Source organism: Streptococcus pluranimalium (assembly GCF_002953735.1).
GTDB classification, from domain to species: Bacteria; Bacillota; Bacilli; order Lactobacillales; family Streptococcaceae; genus Streptococcus; species Streptococcus pluranimalium.
In genome coordinates this window covers 701359-717267 of the sequence record NZ_CP025536.1, presented here as the reverse complement: position 1 = coordinate 717267, position 15909 = coordinate 701359, and the positions used below count along the sequence as shown (strand labels likewise).

Annotated in this window: 17 protein-coding genes; 2 read left to right on the top strand and 15 right to left on the bottom strand. The window is 39.6% G+C overall.

Going from position 1 to position 15909, the window contains the following annotated elements:
• Window positions 1-19: 19 nt before the first annotated feature.
• Window positions 20-397 (bottom strand): lactoylglutathione lyase, encoded by a 378-nt coding sequence (gene gloA / locus C0J00_RS03655; RefSeq protein ID WP_104967612.1) that lies wholly within the window; start codon window positions 395-397, stop codon window positions 20-22.
• 141 nt (window positions 398-538) lie between these two features.
• Between gloA and C0J00_RS03650 the strand changes: the two genes are divergently transcribed.
• Window positions 539-1036 (top strand): DUF308 domain-containing protein, encoded by a 498-nt coding sequence (locus tag C0J00_RS03650; RefSeq protein ID WP_104967611.1) that lies wholly within the window; start codon window positions 539-541, stop codon window positions 1034-1036.
• 770 nt (window positions 1037-1806) lie between these two features.
• Here C0J00_RS03650 and C0J00_RS03645 read toward each other — a convergent pair.
• From C0J00_RS03645 to C0J00_RS03635, 3 genes are read right to left on the bottom strand one after another with little or no spacing between them, the layout of a single operon-like run.
• Entirely contained in the window at window positions 1807-2361 is a 555-nt protein-coding gene (locus C0J00_RS03645; protein ID WP_104967610.1) for an NADPH-dependent F420 reductase, read from the bottom strand.
• Window positions 2362-2364: 3 nt separating this feature from the next.
• Window positions 2365-3702 carry an NtaA/DmoA family FMN-dependent monooxygenase gene (locus C0J00_RS03640; RefSeq protein ID WP_104967609.1) on the bottom strand — a complete coding sequence of 446 codons (1338 nt, stop codon included), beginning with the start codon at window positions 3700-3702 and terminating at the stop codon, window positions 2365-2367.
• Window position 3703: 1 nt separating this feature from the next.
• The gene (locus C0J00_RS03635; RefSeq protein ID WP_104967608.1) at window positions 3704-4684 is read right to left on the bottom strand and encodes an NAD(P)H-dependent flavin oxidoreductase; all 981 of its coding nucleotides are present in this window, start codon (window positions 4682-4684) and stop codon (window positions 3704-3706) included.
• A gap of 114 nt (window positions 4685-4798) precedes the next feature.
• On the opposite strand from C0J00_RS03635, the gene C0J00_RS03630 reads away from it, so the two are divergent.
• The gene (locus C0J00_RS03630) at window positions 4799-5353 is read left to right on the top strand and encodes a TetR/AcrR family transcriptional regulator (protein ID WP_104967607.1); all 555 of its coding nucleotides are present in this window, start codon (window positions 4799-4801) and stop codon (window positions 5351-5353) included.
• 13 nt (window positions 5354-5366) lie between these two features.
• Here C0J00_RS03630 and C0J00_RS03625 read toward each other — a convergent pair whose 3' ends face one another.
• The 11 genes from C0J00_RS03625 to C0J00_RS03575 all read right to left on the bottom strand — a co-directional run bounded on the left by C0J00_RS03625 (window position 5367) and on the right by C0J00_RS03575 (window position 15908).
• On the bottom strand, window positions 5367-6209 hold the full coding sequence (locus tag C0J00_RS03625; RefSeq protein ID WP_104967606.1) for a Cof-type HAD-IIB family hydrolase: 843 nt from the start codon (window positions 6207-6209) through the stop codon (window positions 5367-5369).
• A 97-nt stretch (window positions 6210-6306) separates the two neighbouring features.
• Window positions 6307-6954, bottom strand: a complete 648-nt coding sequence (locus C0J00_RS03620) for a YczE/YyaS/YitT family protein (RefSeq protein ID WP_104967605.1) — start codon at window positions 6952-6954, stop codon at window positions 6307-6309.
• A 255-nt stretch (window positions 6955-7209) separates the two neighbouring features.
• Entirely contained in the window at window positions 7210-8649 is a 1440-nt protein-coding gene (locus C0J00_RS03615) for a 6-phospho-beta-glucosidase (RefSeq protein WP_104967604.1), read from the bottom strand.
• Between the two features lie 99 nt (window positions 8650-8748).
• Window positions 8749-9354: a histidine phosphatase family protein gene (locus tag C0J00_RS03610; RefSeq protein WP_104967603.1), complete on the bottom strand. Its 606-nt coding sequence runs from the start codon at window positions 9352-9354 to the stop codon at window positions 8749-8751.
• A gap of 9 nt (window positions 9355-9363) precedes the next feature.
• The gene (locus tag C0J00_RS03605; protein WP_104967602.1) at window positions 9364-9966 is read right to left on the bottom strand and encodes a histidine phosphatase family protein; all 603 of its coding nucleotides are present in this window, start codon (window positions 9964-9966) and stop codon (window positions 9364-9366) included.
• A 46-nt stretch (window positions 9967-10012) separates the two neighbouring features.
• Window positions 10013-11488, bottom strand: a complete 1476-nt coding sequence (locus C0J00_RS03600; RefSeq protein ID WP_104967601.1) for a glycoside hydrolase family 1 protein — start codon at window positions 11486-11488, stop codon at window positions 10013-10015.
• A 104-nt stretch (window positions 11489-11592) separates the two neighbouring features.
• Window positions 11593-12423, bottom strand: coding sequence for a Cof-type HAD-IIB family hydrolase (locus tag C0J00_RS03595; protein ID WP_104967600.1), 831 nt, complete (start codon window positions 12421-12423; stop codon window positions 11593-11595).
• A gap of 87 nt (window positions 12424-12510) precedes the next feature.
• Window positions 12511-13605 carry a DUF871 domain-containing protein gene (locus C0J00_RS03590; RefSeq protein ID WP_104967599.1) on the bottom strand — a complete coding sequence of 365 codons (1095 nt, stop codon included), beginning with the start codon at window positions 13603-13605 and terminating at the stop codon, window positions 12511-12513.
• Window positions 13606-13676: 71 nt separating this feature from the next.
• Window positions 13677-15029 carry a PTS cellobiose transporter subunit IIC gene (celB, locus tag C0J00_RS03585; RefSeq protein ID WP_104967598.1) on the bottom strand — a complete coding sequence of 451 codons (1353 nt, stop codon included), beginning with the start codon at window positions 15027-15029 and terminating at the stop codon, window positions 13677-13679.
• A 33-nt stretch (window positions 15030-15062) separates the two neighbouring features.
• The gene (locus C0J00_RS03580) at window positions 15063-15569 is read right to left on the bottom strand and encodes a hypothetical protein (protein WP_104967597.1); all 507 of its coding nucleotides are present in this window, start codon (window positions 15567-15569) and stop codon (window positions 15063-15065) included.
• 18 nt (window positions 15570-15587) lie between these two features.
• The gene (locus C0J00_RS03575; protein WP_104967596.1) at window positions 15588-15908 is read right to left on the bottom strand and encodes a PTS cellobiose transporter subunit IIA; all 321 of its coding nucleotides are present in this window, start codon (window positions 15906-15908) and stop codon (window positions 15588-15590) included.
• Window position 15909: the final 1 nt, after the last annotated feature.

Below are 15909 nucleotides of genomic sequence, written 5' to 3'. Positions count from 1 at the left end.
TGTTGTCAATATGATAACTCTATTTTTTTAAGCGAATAACTTCAATCTTGTAGCCGTCTGGGTCTTTGACAAAGTAGTAATGTGGATTTTGTCCCGGCAATCCTTTTAAGTCAGTGACCTCAAAACCTGCTTCCTTGTGTTGAGCATGCGTTTCTTCTAGGTTGTCAACACCAACAGCCAAATGCCCATAACCATCACCAATCTCATAAGGACCATGGTCATAATTATAGGTCAATTCAATTTCGAATGATTCATCTGGTGTTTTCAAGAAAACAAGCGTAAACTTATGTTCTGGAAAGTCTTTACGACGCACTTCTTCTAATGGAAAAGCCGTCGTGTAAAAATCAATAGACGCATCCAAGTCTTGCACTCGGATACAAGTATGCAACATTTTCATCAAACTATCCTCCTAACTCTATCCTAACGATTATACCTCGATTTTGCAAGCATTTACATTTTTCGATAAAGGAAGCTTGACAGCAGATTTTTGACAGTTTGACCTTTATTGACTATAATACTGGAAACAAAGGAGTTTTCTATGAAAATCATCACACTAATCCCTAGCCTCTTGTCACTCTTACTAGGCTTCTACCTCTTTAACCAACCCCTCTCAGCCATTGCCTCCATCGGCTGGCTACTGGCTCTCATGATTTTTGTCTGGGGAATCCAAAGCCTGCTCACCTATTTCCGTAGTAGCCAGTCCAGACGAAACATCTGGCAGCTCCTTCAAGCAGTTGTGACAGTCGTATTTGGTTTCATCCTACTCGGTAGTTCAGCCTTCTCTCTTAGCCGTCTCGTCATCACTATCATCGCCTACTGGGTTCTGGTCGTCAGCATCCTTCGCTTGATATCTGGTTATCAGCTCCAACAGGCAGGCATAGGCAAAGCAACACTCCTGTCAGGACTAAGTTTCCTAATTCTAGGCCTTCTGCTTCTCGCTAGTCCGATCTTCACCTCTGTTTTTATTGGAAAATTCTTATCTCTTATTTTTATTCTGCTTGGTTTTTCCGGACTTTTAGTCAGTCTACGATTGTAAACAAAACTTATGACATAGTCTTTTTAACTAACTTTGATACAATAGCATCACTTTCGACTTGCTCTACTCCAAGAGCAAAATTTGTCTTATCTACAGCCTCAAACAGTTCATTAGACGATAAAAGCCTAGGACCCCTATAAGGATCTTAGGCTTTATTAGATTATACAAAATGTCTTAATACATAGAAGATAATTTAGAATGGTATCGGCAAAAAATGTTACTATTGAACGATTTTATATTATTCAATAGTATATAGAATCATTGATACTTGAGTTTTTACTCATATTCACTTGACATCAAAATATGATATTCTATTTTCATTTAAAACTTTTTTATTAGTTGTTGATGTCGCTCTAAATAGCTACTCATTTATATTGACTATCATATAGAGGTATTTATCTTCTGCAATGCACTCAGTATCAACCTATTTTTTCTGACTTTAATTTCAAAATAGAAAAATAGTCAAATTGAAGAAAAAGTCTTTTGTGAAACTTTCCTTAGGTGATAGCGGACGGCAGCGACTCCCTATGGGATTCCATACCTAAACTTTGAGCCCAGGGTCTCAAAGTTTCCGAGTGCCTGAAACGCCAATGTTTCAGGCACTTTTATCACGGCGGAAAGTTTCGGTAGGTGCTCGCTCCGCTCGCAAAATACTAAATTTTTCGAAGAGCATCGTAGGGATAGATTCTATGAAAATCTAGGTTTGTCTACTTTCTCAAATAGTTTCATTTTTCTTGTAAATACCGTTGCCTTTATCAGGAAATATTGGTTTATAGAGCAAAACTCTTTAAAGGTTTAATATGACCTGCTTCTAATAAAGAAAGTTGCACACGGGCAAAGGCCTCCAAATCACGGCTTCGATCCAAATTTCCCATATCAATAGTTTTAAAATGTGATTGATTGAGCAGCGTGATAAGCTTCTCTTTAGCTGACGACGAATCGCCCGCAATCATGACCAGAGGTGATTCAGTAGCAATGACTCTACTTGAAGTAAAGGTAGTATTGAAAGCTTTGATAAAGGTCAAATCAGGGAATTGCGATGCTAGCTTAAGGCTAACAGACTCATCTAAGGCCAATAGGGATTTTTTGGTCTTATAGTCCAGAGGATTACTAATGTCAATGATAATTTTATCAGTAAAATGCTCTTGATTGGGATAGATAAGGCTAATCATATCTTCATAAGGAACAGCAAAAACAACAAACTTCCCCTGCACTACTTCCTGTTCTCGTCCAAGGATTTGTACAGAAATTCCAGCCTGTTCAAAATGCCTTGCTAAGGCTTGCCCCATTTTACCTTGTCCAATAATACTAATAGCAGTAGTCATAACTTACTCTTCTCCTCTCACCCCATACTGATAAGGTAACCCAAAATGCTCCCGCAAGGTTTCTCCCTCATAATCCTTATGAAAAACTCCCCGCTCTTGAAGAATTGGTACCACTTCGTCCACAAAGCGTGGTAAATCAATATCATAAGAATCAGGCATGACCCAGAATCCATCGGCTGCCCCTGCTTCGAACCAGTCAGTCATGTAATCTGCAATATCTTGTGGTGTCCCAACAGCTGCTGGATGATAATCAATCACAGAATGATAAACAACCTCACGTAAGGTCCACCCTTCACGTGCTACTTTAATCACATTTTCAGTTCGGGGGTCACTATACGGCGTGATTTCGACGGCATCCAAAATCTCAGAAGAGATTGGCTGTTCGATATCAGCAGGTGTAAACTCAACTCCTAAAACATAGCCGATATAAGCAATACGTTGCAAGAGTGTTTTACCATCAATAAACGTAGCATGGCGCTCAATAGCGTCTTTTTTCGTATCACCCATTAATGGCATAACACCAGCAATAAACTTGATGTCATCAGCCTTACGTCCATTAGCAACTGACGCATCACGAAGTGCCTGACGCATAGCTTGACCTTGCTCGATTGTATACAATTCCCCAACAAAGACATCAGCATATTTACCAGCAAAGGCGATGCTATTATCAGAACCACCTGAATGAATAATCAGTGGCTGTCCCTGCTTGGAGGGTGGAATCGGTAGGGTACCCGAAAACTCAATAAACTCCCCTTTAACATTGATATTTTTAACTTGATCATAGTCAGAAAATTCTTTGGTTGAATGGTCAAGTTTTAAAGCATCTTCTCCCCAAGTTGCCCATAAGTGTTGCACTGCCTCCACAAATTCGTAAGCTTTTCCATAGCGGTCAAAGCTTGGAGACAAGTTGACCCCATAAGCTTGTGCACTGACACCATTAGCGCCTGTGACAGCATTCCAAGCCGCACGCCCCTTACTGACAGCATCCAGAGTTTTAAACTGCCTTGCCACATCATAAGGATTTGACCATGACGTTGCGCGGGTCACACCCATCCCAATACGTTGGGTATGACTACTGATAATGCTGGCAATCAAGAGTGGATCCATACCCATAGTCTGCATCTCGCCATTATCACTTTGTTTAATACCTGGAAAATCACCAAAAAACATAAACTGGAATTTCCCTTTTTCAGCCAATTGAGCCGCTCTGATGTCCACTGAAACGTCTGGATACTCAGACAATTTGACTTTTGGATCCCGCCATGATTTTAGATTCAAACCTGCCGCACCAAACATGGCCAAGCCTAATACCATTTGTTTTTGTTGTTTTTGTTCTGTCATCTTATACAAACTCCTCAATGCCACTCATCAATTTATCCATAATCACCGCCACAGGCTCAATCTTATCAATCATGGAAATGCCCAAACCAAAAGAAGCGAATCCCTTGCTTAAATCACCAAAGAGCATACCATTACGCATACCATTAAAACCAGATTGAGCCTTATGAATTTCTTCGAGACTTGCTCCTTCATTGCTAAGTTGCAACAGTTTCTCTGGTAATTCTCCTTTTAGCGAACGGTAATAGAATGGTACTGCTCGATAAAACAAGAGGTCAGAAGCATTCGCAGAGAGTACCTTCTCCTTGATATTAGGGGCAAGGATAGACTCCTCTGCCATCAGAAATGCAGTTCCGACATAGAGACCTTCAGCTCCCAAAGCAAAGGCGGCAAGAGCTGTTCTGGCATCCGTAATGCCACCGGCAGCCATAACTGGCACTCGACCCTTGGCTGCATCAACAATCATTGGAACAATTGAAAAAGTGCCAATAATTGTTTCCGGTACTGAACCACCTTCATCAAATCCTGTCGCCACGATAATATCCACTCCACCTTGAATCGCTTCTTCGGTATTTTCAACAGTAGGCGTGTCGGCACGAAAGACGACCTTAATGCCCTTATCATGGAAACGAGCTGTCCATTCTGCCGAAAATGTGCCAACCATAACAGCAACTTGACCCCCTTCTTCGACCATTAAATCCAGCATCGGTTGCGTAAAAATGTCTGTTTGTGGATGTCCTGGAGCAACATTGATACCCAAGGGTTTATCTGTTATTTGACGAGCAATCCTAATTTCACGACGCATATTTTCAATGGTGTCTTCTACTGTCGTCGCAGCTTCTTTTTGTCCTGCACTAATACCCAGCACGCCTAGTCCTCCTGCTGCACTGACTGCACCTGCAAATTGACCATTTGTCAACCAAGCCATCGGGCCTTGAATAACAGGTTTTTCAATACCTAAAATGTCTGTAATACGATTTCCCATTTGATTTCTCCTTTGTGCTTTGTTATACTTCAAATATTACAACTGTCATTTAAAATCGTCAAATGACACTTTTAAATTTACTGTCACTTATATTACACAAAAGGAAGAACTGTCATGGTCAAACTAGACTTACGTTTTGAAAAAACAGAAAAAGCCATACAAGATGCTTTTTTAAAGCTCTTGATGGCCAAAGAACTTAGGCAAATTTCAGTTAAAGAAATTTGTCAAAACGCACACATTTCTAGAAATGCTTTCTATCAACATTATGAAACCAAGGAACATCTCTACCAAGCAATCCAAACAGAGATATTACTGGCTATGGAAGATGCCTGTAGACCTGTAGCTGAAAATATTGCAGACATACAAGCCTCTGAAAACCGTCAATTTCTAGATAATATCCTAATTGCTGTCGATCAACATCAGGAAAAAATTTACCAATTACTGAAAAGTCAGCCAGCAAGTTTTTCACTGGCCTTCCGTGATATGCTCATCCATGCTAATATCAAAACAAATCAGCAATTTACAGATCATATCAATCTAGCATTTATTCACATCTTTTCAGGTGCGGTTGCGTCATTTATTAGCTATTGGTTATTAGAAACTGATTTGACACTACTTGAAGCTCAGGAACAACTGTTTACTATCTTAAAACACTTAAACGGCAACTAACTTTGTTTTTAGACTAATCAAATAGCCCTAATTTTTCAAAGGCATTATAAAGTCCGTCTTCTGCGACATCATCGGTTACCATATCTGCCATCTTGAGAATTTCAGGACCACCATTTCCCATCGAAACACCAATTTGACAATAGTCTAACATAGGAATATCAATCTTAGCATCGCCTAAAGCAATGGTGTCTTTTTGCTCAGCACCAAGATGCTTCAAAAGAACAGCTATCGCACGGGCTTTATTGATATCTTTAACGCCTAAGTCACCAAAGAGTGCTGTTTCGCCCCGACCTCCCCAAGTATGAGCTTCAAGATTGGGAAATTCTTCGATAGAGTCCAAGTGATCTTGATAGTCTGACAAGATAAAGCTGACTTTGTTAAGGTCATCACGGTATAGCTCACCGCCATAAATCAAACCATGAAGAGCATCTTCTGCTTCTTGGTCTTTGACTTCTTCTTCAGTTTTTCCTTTGCGAAGGCTGTATTCACGAAGAACTGGACGAGCGGCTTCTTTGAAATTTTCAGACGCAAAAAGACCATTGTTGGATTCAAGGTAGAACTCCAAGCCACGACTATGCAACCAGTCAACGATATGTTTAGCATCGTCCTTAGAAATCAACTGGTGCATAACCACTTCTCCATTATCTTCGACGTAAGAGCCGTTACCGCCAATCATGCCATCAATGCCAATGTCCCATATCTCTGGCTGCATTTCTGCGCGACTTCGTCCCGTACAGACATAGACTTTATGCCCTTTATCACGCGCCAAGCGAATGGCTTTGACTGCTGATTCTGGGATACGATTATCATAGTCAACAAGAGTCCCATCAACATCTAAAAATATTATTTTTACCATGTTTTTCCTCACTTCTTTTTGATCATTTTCTTATGTTTTAGTATAGAAAAAAGATAGCCATAAATCCATGACTATCCTTTGAAATAATAATACTATTCTATGATTTTTCAACCTTAGTTTCGTACAGTTTTTCGAAAATCGGAAAGAATACTGCAATCACACGTCCTGTTCCCAGACTAGCAATAAGAGTTCCGATACCAACACCAAGCCATCCTTTTCCAGTTGTCAAGGATAGGATCAAGGAAGAACTAATAAAGACAATATCAATGAGGTTTTTACCTGTCCCAAAACCTTTTCCAGTTACTTGGCCAACGGTATGGGCAAGAGCATCGGCAGGATTAGGGATGAAGCGCATAGCAACAGTCAAAGAAGCACCACACCCCATAACCGCAATCCCGGCAAGAAGCCAAGCAAAGCGCAACGCAAGAGTCTCTGGTGTCACTAGGATATCGTCAAAAATCTGCATGACAAAGCTGGTCAGAAAACTAGCCACCACTTGCAAGACACGAAAACAGTTAAACTCTTTTCGCAGCAACAAAAACTGAAGGAAAATACAGAGAACAAAGTTTGCAAAACTAGTGATACCGATAGGAATGTTGAAAATAACGGAAGCATTGTAAGCCAAGGAAACAACGGGCGACACACCCAAGGAAGCCTTGGTACAGAGGGTGATTCCTAGACCAATCAGGAAGACCCCAATCAGGTAAAATAGGATTTGGTTCAAACGATTAACATTATGAAACACAGGCAAGCCTTTCAGAAAAAATGATATCTTCTTTCATTATAACATGGATGTTTTGAAATTTCCCCTATCTCTTAAAGGGATTAATTGAGTCCATGTATCGTTCATTATCATTAGGACGTCCTTGAGGCATATAGCACATCGGAAATGAGAGGAATGATTTTCTGACAAAATGGTAGATTGTTGAAGCCTACCTTTTTTGATCTGCATGATGAAAGACCAGACTCAAGTGTCCAGTCTTCCATCTTTCTGTCAGAATTAGTCAATATCTGTTCCGTTTGAAGCAATGACTTTCTTATACCAATCAAATGATTTTTTCTTAGAACGTTTGAGTGTTCCATTACCTTGGTTATCACGGTCAACGTAGATAAAGCCGTAACGTTTTTTCATTTCCCCTGTTCCAGCTGAAACAAGGTCGATTGGTCCCCATGTTGTATAACCTAGTAACTCAACACCATCTTCATTGATGGCTTGGTTCATGGTTTCGATATGTGAACGAAGGTAATCGATACGGTAATCGTCTTCGACATAACCATTCTCATCTGGTGTATCAACCGCACCCAGACCATTTTCAACGATAAACATTGGTTTTTGGTAACGATCCCAAATGGTATTCAAGGTGATGCGAAGGCCAAGCGGGTCAATTTGCCAACCCCATTCAGATGCTTCCAAGTATGGGTTTTTAATAGAAGCAAAGATGTTACCAGCTGTTTTTTCATTGACTTCAGGGTCACCTGATGCCACACGGCTTGAATAGTAAGAGAATGAGACAAAGTCAACGGTATGTTCTTTCAAAAGCGCCAAGTCTTCATCAGTCATTTCAATGTCTAAGCCAAGGCGTTCGAATTTTTTCTTAGCGTAGTTAGGGTATTCTCCACGTGCCTGCACATCAATGAAGAAATAGTTTTCACGATCTTCTTGCATAGCTGCCCAATAATCACGTGGGTGAGCTGTGTTTGGATAGTATTGACCAGCCGCAAGCATACATCCCACTTTGTTTTCAGGGTCAACTTCGTGGGCAATTTTTGTGGCAATGGCTGATGCAACTAGCTCATGATGAGCTGCCTGATATTTAACTTGTTCTTGGTTTTCACCTTCTTCAAAGTACAATCCTGCTCCCATGAATGGTGCATGAAGAATCATGTTAATTTCATTGAAAGTTAGCCAGTACTTAACCAAGCCTTTGTAGCGGTTAAAGATAACCTTACAGAGACGCTCGTAGAATTCAATCACCTTACGGTTGCGCCATCCACCGTATGCTTCAATCAAATGCATAGGAAAATCAAAGTGCGTGATGGTTACCAAGGGTTCGATATCGTATTTGCGCAATTCTTTGAAGACATTTTCATAGAATTGAAGACCTGCTTCGTTTGGCTCCAACTCATCCCCTTTAGGGAAAATACGTGTCCAACCGATAGACATACGATAAGTTTTAAAGCCCATTTCCGCAAAAAGTGCAATATCTTCTTTATAATTATGGTAAAAATCGATAGAGCCTTTTGCTGGGTAAAAATACCCCTCTTCAAAATCAAACATTTTCTTTTGACCAGCAATGATTGGGAAGCGATCTTCCCCAATCGGTACCACGTCAACGTTAGCTAAACCACGTCCATCAACATCATAGGCACCTTCAACTTGGTTGGCAGCTGTTGCACCACCCCACAAGAAGCCATCTGGAAAAGCTTTTAATTCTGTCATTTTGAAACCTCTTTCATGATTTATTGTTTCTATTATAACATTCCAATACCTTAAAAACTGATTGTTTTATCAGATAAACTGATACTATACTATGACAATTTACTGTTTAGTCTCATAAAGCAGGCTTTCATTAATAGGATCATAGATATAGTCTAAGCTAAAGTCATTATCTTCCACGTCGAATTTCAAGACTGCACAATTACTCATGCGAACTTGGGGTGGATGTTCTAAAACACCACGGTAAAATTGGGCAATAGCCGCACCGTGGCTGACGGCTAAGACAACATCTCCCTCATCATGCTTTGCTAGTAAATCTCTCACGGTATCCCCCATTCTTTGGCGCACCGCCATAGAGTCTTCCCCACCATGCTGTACAAAATAGTCGCCGTAACCTATACCTGGTGTCAATGGCGGATTAAGGGTTTCGGATTGTCCCTCAAAAGTCCCAAAATCCATCTCTTTCAAGCCTTTGAGACGAATGATATCACTGCGACCTGAGGCAATTTCAGCTGTGTCAACTGCACGCTCTTGTGTGGAGGAGTAAACAGTTGTAAAATCTAGCCCTAACTCTTGAAAATAATCACGCGCCTTTGTCGCCTGCTCAATCCCCAAATCTGTCAAAGGACTATCACAGACCCCTTGAATACGTTTAAGCTCATTGAAACGTGTCTGCCCATGGCGCATCAAATATATAGTTTTAGTCATAAGCCCTCCTTAAAAATCATAGGTTTTAAAATCTTGAGTTGGTAGGATAACTTTTTCTAGGATCAATGTGCAATCCTCTGCCACCTCAAACTGACAAATGGCACAGTTTGAGAAGTACACACCTGAGGGGAACTGAATACCTAGTTCAAGAATCAATCCCCACATGGCTGCTCCGTGGCTGACCATCAATGTGTTTTCTGCAGTTGATGCTGCCATCACTTTTGCAACTGCTTGGTGAACACGTTTGCCTACCTGACGAATATCCTCACCACCAAATGGAACAAGGAGGTCTTCGAAAGAGTTTGCTCCTTCTCTGAACTTTGGCAAGAGCATTTCAGGCTGTGCTTCAAACTGACCGAAACTCATCTCTTTAAGGCCTTTCAGTTGAGCGACCTGCTCACGTCCAGAAACTAGTTTAGCAGTATCAGTCGCCCGCTCTTGCGTTGACGAATAGACCTCATCAAAAGCGATACCTTCTTGATCAAAATAAGTTTTAGCAAGTTTAGCTTGTTCAATCCCTAGTTCTGTCAAAGGTGAATCACAAGCTCCTTGCACTCGTTTTTGAGTGTTAAAGAGCGTTTCCCCATGTCGCATTAAATATAGTTTAGTCATTACTCTTCCTTTCAAAGAAAAACCAAATGAAACTGGTTTTCTAGCATTAATCTTCTAAAATGGATTGGCCTTGTGTTGCAATGACCTCTTTGTACCAGTAGAAAGAATCCTTACGGTAACGGTCAAAGCTGCCGTTTCCTTGGTCGTCTGCGTCAACATAGACAAAACCGTAACGTTTTGACATTTCAGAGGTTGAAGCTGATACTAAATCAATACAGCCCCACATGGTGTATCCCATCAGTTCAACACCATCTTCAATGGCTTCGTACATTTGTTTGATGTGTTTGTCCAAATAGTCAATACGGTATTGGTCGTGAACAGAACCATCGTCCTCAAGGGTATCAAGGGCACCAAGACCATTTTCAACGATAAAGAGTGGGATTTGATAACGATCGTAGAGTTTATTAAGCGACACACGAAGTCCCACAGGGTCAATCTGCCAACCCCAGTCAGATGCTTCTAGATAAGGATTGGCTTCTCCAAGGATCAAATTTCCAGCGGTGGCTTTCTGTTCCTCAGTCTGATTGTTATGATGGCGGGTCACAGATGACATATAGTATGAAAAACTCATGAAATCAACGGTGTATTGGCTGAGAATGTCTTCATCACCATCCTCAAAGACCACGTTAATATTGTTTTCTTTAAAGAAACGGTTCATATAACTTGGATATTTGCCACGAATTTGCACATCAGCATAGAAAAGATTTTCATGGTCTTTAGTGATTGATTGCATGATATCGTCTGGATGACAGGTTGCAGGGTAAGCCTCCATACGAGCCAACATCATCCCAATCTGGTTGTCTGGATCAATCTCATGCCCCACTTTAGTCGCTAAACTTGAGGCGATAAACTGGTGGTGAACCGCTTGGTACATGTCTTGGAGATTGAGTTTGCCATCTTCAAAAAGCAAACCACCAGATAGATAACCAGTCAAACCAAGAATATTAATTTCATTAAAGGTCAGCCAGTATTTGACTTTGCCTTTATAGCGTTTAAACACCGTTTTCGCATAATGGACAAAGAAATCAATGACTTTACGATTTTTCCAACCACCGTATGCCTTTACCAAGCCAATCGGAAATTCATAGTGGGAAAGCGTGACTAAGGGCTCAATGCCATGCTTGTTCAATTCGTCAAAAACAGCATCATAGAATGCCAAACCTTCTTCGTTTGGCTCTGTTTCATCACCATTTGGGAAAATTCGAGACCAAGCGATAGAAAGTCGGAAGGTTTTAAAGCCCATTTCAGCCATGAGAGCAATGTCTTCCTTATATCGATGGTAAAAATCAGAACCCCAGCGTTTTGGATAAAGGCCTTCTTTATCAGTCAAGGCAAACTCCAAACGTTCGTGATTCATGGGTGTTGTAAATTCACCACCCATGGTCTTACGGTCTTCTGGAGCAACTGCTCTTGCTGTATCTGAGGTTGCTGGTCCACGACCACCTTGATCCCAGGCTCCTTCGTATTGATTGGCAGCTGTTGCACCGCCCCATAAAAACTCTTTGGGAAATTGTTTGCTCATCATTAGACTCCTTTAAATCTTGTGATATGAATAATATACTACTAATGGAAAGCCTTTTCTAATACTATATTCTATCAAAACCGATACTATCTTATGATTTTAAGTCAGTGACTATCCAAATAGTCTTCGATAACTTCTAAAACCCCATTATCCTTATGGTCAGGAGCTAAAAACTTGGCGTGTTGTTTGATGATTTGCGGTGCATTGGCAACAGCATAAGAATAATTGGCAAGGTGTAGCATCTCTACGTCATTGCCACTATCTCCAAAAGCCATAAGCTCATCCGCAAAAACACCATAATGCTCCATGAGAACTTGTAAACCAGCAGCCTTATGGACACCTGTTTGAATGATATCAATAGTACCAAAACCAGACGTCACAGCACGTAGATTACCTGTAAAATGCGCATTAAAATCAGCCATGACAGCATCCGCCTCTACTGCATCTCCTGTCATCATACTCATTTTAACAATGGTTTCATCCTCTGGAATATCATCGAAAGATTCGACACGAACGATGGCATCTACAAATGCCTGAGCTTCTTCTTCTGAAATCATGTGATTCGTAATTTCCCATTCTGCCGTCTCCAACATATAGGAATACTTGGTACCTGCCAAAATCACACGATATGCTGCTAATTGCGCTTTGAAATACTCTAAAAACTGAACAACATCAGCTTGATCAAGGACAAAACGGTCGATTGTTTCGCCTTTGATAAGAAGATGAGCACCATTTTCCACCACAAAATCTAGACGGTCCAAAAGTCCTCTAAACATGATATTAATACGGTCCATATTGTTACCAGTTGCTACTACAAAGCGAATACCTCGTTCATCAAGTCTATCCAAAATACTTTCAAAACGCTGACGATCGTAAGTTCCCTTATCATCTAAAAAAGTTCCGTCCATATCGCTAGCAATCATTTTAATCGTCATAAAAAACCTCCATTATCCTATATTATAAAAAGCCTAGCTCTAAAAAACTAGACTTTTTATACGAAAAACTGATACTATTGTGGGAAATCAATCCTTTATTTTCATTAATAAAAAATGATACCACGGCAACATAAAATCTAAGAGAATTTGACTATCTGTGTTGATTTTTGCTACGATATTTTGTGAACCATCATTCGGTCTATCTTTCAGCGCCACTTGAAGTTCCCCTTTATATTGACCAGCAAAGTTATTTCCAATAATAACATCACCACGCTTAATATCACTAATGTCACCTTGCTCTATTTTTTCCAATTTGTACTTAACTCTTGGCTGGCTTGAACGAATCATATAATCGGAATAGTCACCCCTATACTGATGAATTTCTTCAAAAAGTATCTTAGATTCAATGCTCGAAATATCACGATTCACTTCAACTGGAATTTGTGGAAGTGATTGATGAAATGCTTGAGCAACAATTTTCAAGTCCTCCTCTGATACTAATGATGATGAAATAAAAATATCATCTATAACACCTGTTAGTTTTAATAGTTGAATTTGAGAAAAAATAGACATCTGTCGTTGGACTTCCGTAGAAACCATAAGATTAGAAACAGGCCATGGTCCGACTTTTCCTGATTCCGTATCAACAAAAGCTGCAGTTAACAAATTATATGACTGATATTGTTTAGCAGTTTTGATAAAATAATCAAGATTCAAACCTGTATAAGACTGTGGGTAAAAGTTATGAGAGCCAATTAAATTTCTTTTATTTGCACCAAAATCATTGACCAAATCAATATAGTGTTGACCACGTGAAATATTAAGCTCAATTTTTAAATTGTAGGGGTTATGCGACATAGTTGCTTCTTCATAACCAGTAAAACCTTCATCTAATCGTAAAGACCAAATGCCCATATCTACAAACGAAGACAAATCATTATAAGTAATATCTAAAGCTTTAAATAATTTTGGATTAACGTCTAAACTCGTTTTCATTCCCAATTGATTACCAAATGCGATGATTTTTTTGAAGGATTCAACTGTCTCTTCAGCATTTTCTGCAACTTCTAACATAGAAGTAAAGACTCTTGTATAACCATAACTTTGCGCCAATTTTAGATATTCAGACATGTCATCAAAACTAGATTTTGATGGGTAAATAGAAACTCCTAACTCTGACATTTCAATTCCTCTTTCTAATATTTTCAAGAAAATCCTGCTCATAAATGAACAGGATTTTAAATTGCATTTATTTATGCTTCACTGATTGCAGCAGCATTTTCACGTTCCTCTTTGAGGAGTTGACTATCGTACATTTTAATGAACGGGAACCATACAACGAAGGCTGCAGCTGCACAAAGAAGTGATACTAGAAAGGCTGGAACATTACCGCCTGAACCTACGTAAGCACCTAACCCAACTGGTGTTGGCCATGGGGTTTGAATAATAGTTTTTGCAACAAATCCTAGTTTAATTGCCCAATAACCAATTGAAGCTGAAACCATAGGAGCTAGCATAAATGGAAGAGCAAGTGTTGGATTATAAACAATTGGCAAACCAAACACAAGAGGTTCATTGATGTTGAAGAGTGCTGGACCAATAGAAGCTTTACCAAGCATGCTAAGTTGTTCAGATTTTGCCATGAAAGCGATGAACAAACAAAGTCCCAAAGTTGCACCTGAACCACCAATCGTTACATATGAGTTAGTGAACTCACCTGCATAAGTAATGTTTGCACCATCAACGTTTTGCGCCATATTAGCAAGCAAAATTGGATTAACAAGCCCCATAACAATATTAGCTCCATGGATACCAACTAACCATAAAGCATGAACGATGAGATAGATAACCATAATACCAAGCCATGTATTTGCGATATTAGTAACGAAACCGAATGGAATAGCAATAACTTTGTAAATATCTGTACCTAAAAGAATGAAAACACCATTAATCAAAAGAACAACGAATGCTACAACAAATGCGGGGATCAAAGCTGTGAATGAACGTGACACACCTTCTGGAACAGCTTCTGGCATTTTAATAACCCATTTACGTGCCACACACATTCTGTATAATTGGACAGCAAGGATTGACATCAAAATAGCTGTAAACATACCCGATGTGGAAAGACGTGTTAAGCTGTCCCCACCAACAGTCCAGCCATTGATTGTTGCATCTTTGACTTGCAATGCTTTGATGGCATCATCAGTCACTTTTAACTCTGGAATTGTCAAAAAGAAGGCAACCACAGAAAGTAGAGCACCATTCATTGGATCAATTTCAAGCCCATCTTCTTCAGCGTAGATTTTTGTATATTCGTATCCAATAACAATAGCAAAGTATAGTGAAAGGATACCCATGGTACATTTATATGCTAAGAGATAAAGGTCAGCAAATTTATCAAACGTCGCTGCCCATAAATCAGCAATAAAATCTAATGGAAAAGCTTGGGGAATAACGCTTAGAACCAAAAATGCTGATCCAACAATAGTAAGCGGGATACTTGCCATACCGGCAGCGACAATGGCGCGAACAGGACGCCAGGTAGAAACAATACTCATGGGACCCATGAGATATTTTTCTAAGAATTCAAACACTTTATTCATATCTTCCTCCTTATGATGTGTGAATATTGTTTGTTACGATTTTACGGTGGCTAAATAATTTTCAATACGACGGTATTGTTTATCTGCTTTTTTATCTATACGATGTAGTTTACTTAACATCCAGATGGCTAGTAAGATACCTAGTAGCAACAGCGCAATAAGAAACAGTTGAGTATTTGTTGTCTCACTAAAGAAAGGAAATAAATAGTTACCTTTTCCTAAAAGGATTAAGATACTTAATAAACCATTAGTAAGAATTTGAACTTTAAACAACAAAGACGTTGCTTTTGCCTTTTTCTGTACCTTAGTATACATCCGAGCCTGTTCCCACATGGCATAGATAGAAAATCCGATGAGAGTAATTGGTATTGCCATCACACTGAATGAAGCGCTCAGGTACAACATTAATAACCAATAAAGGTTAATAAAGAAGAAAAATGTAACAACATATCTAATCAAAAAGTAACGGGTATAATACATGTTTTTAATGGCATTTTCCTGTCTTAATGACTCTAACTTTGCTTTTTCTTTATCTGTCATACCTTTCTCCCTTCACTTTTATTTAGCATCAACTTTCTTATACAAAGCCAACATTTCAAGTGCCACTTCGCGTAATGTCATGGTCGTCATTAAGTGGTCTTGTGCGTGAACCATGATGATTTCAATTTTTATTTCTGTACCGCCAGCATAGGCTTGCAAAAGATCTGTTTGTGCATGGTGTGCTTCAAGCATGTCTGCGTTGGCATCTTCAAGTAGTTGCTCAGCCCTGTCATAGTATCCTTCGCGCATGGCAGCAAAAGCTTCATGAACGATTGTACGAGCATTTCCACTACTTAGAATGATACCAAAAGCAGCCATTTGCAATTCTTCTGTATTCATA

Coding starts and splice junctions, on each gene's coding strand:
- C0J00_RS03575 (WP_104967596.1), bottom strand. CDS start 15,908: ATGAATACAGAAGAATTGCAAATGGCTGCTTTTGGTATCATTCTAAGT.
- gloA (WP_104967612.1), bottom strand. CDS start 397: ATGAAAATGTTGCATACTTGTATCCGAGTGCAAGACTTGGATGCGTCT.
- C0J00_RS03605 (WP_104967602.1), bottom strand. CDS start 9,966: ATGACTAAACTATATTTAATGCGACATGGGGAAACGCTCTTTAACACT.
- C0J00_RS03640 (WP_104967609.1), bottom strand. CDS start 3,702: ATGACAGAACAAAAACAACAAAAACAAATGGTATTAGGCTTGGCCATG.
- C0J00_RS03615 (WP_104967604.1), bottom strand. CDS start 8,649: ATGACAGAATTAAAAGCTTTTCCAGATGGCTTCTTGTGGGGTGGTGCA.
- C0J00_RS03645 (WP_104967610.1), bottom strand. CDS start 2,361: ATGACTACTGCTATTAGTATTATTGGACAAGGTAAAATGGGGCAAGCC.
- C0J00_RS03595 (WP_104967600.1), bottom strand. CDS start 12,423: ATGACGATTAAAATGATTGCTAGCGATATGGACGGAACTTTTTTAGAT.
- C0J00_RS03635 (WP_104967608.1), bottom strand. CDS start 4,684: ATGGGAAATCGTATTACAGACATTTTAGGTATTGAAAAACCTGTTATT.
- C0J00_RS03630 (WP_104967607.1), top strand. CDS start 4,799: ATGGTCAAACTAGACTTACGTTTTGAAAAAACAGAAAAAGCCATACAA.
- C0J00_RS03610 (WP_104967603.1), bottom strand. CDS start 9,354: ATGACTAAAACTATATATTTGATGCGCCATGGGCAGACACGTTTCAAT.
- C0J00_RS03600 (WP_104967601.1), bottom strand. CDS start 11,488: ATGAGCAAACAATTTCCCAAAGAGTTTTTATGGGGCGGTGCAACAGCT.
- C0J00_RS03580 (WP_104967597.1), bottom strand. CDS start 15,569: ATGACAGATAAAGAAAAAGCAAAGTTAGAGTCATTAAGACAGGAAAAT.
- C0J00_RS03590 (WP_104967599.1), bottom strand. CDS start 13,605: ATGTCAGAGTTAGGAGTTTCTATTTACCCATCAAAATCTAGTTTTGAT.
- C0J00_RS03625 (WP_104967606.1), bottom strand. CDS start 6,209: ATGGTAAAAATAATATTTTTAGATGTTGATGGGACTCTTGTTGACTAT.
- C0J00_RS03650 (WP_104967611.1), top strand. CDS start 539: ATGAAAATCATCACACTAATCCCTAGCCTCTTGTCACTCTTACTAGGC.
- celB (WP_104967598.1), bottom strand. CDS start 15,029: ATGAATAAAGTGTTTGAATTCTTAGAAAAATATCTCATGGGTCCCATG.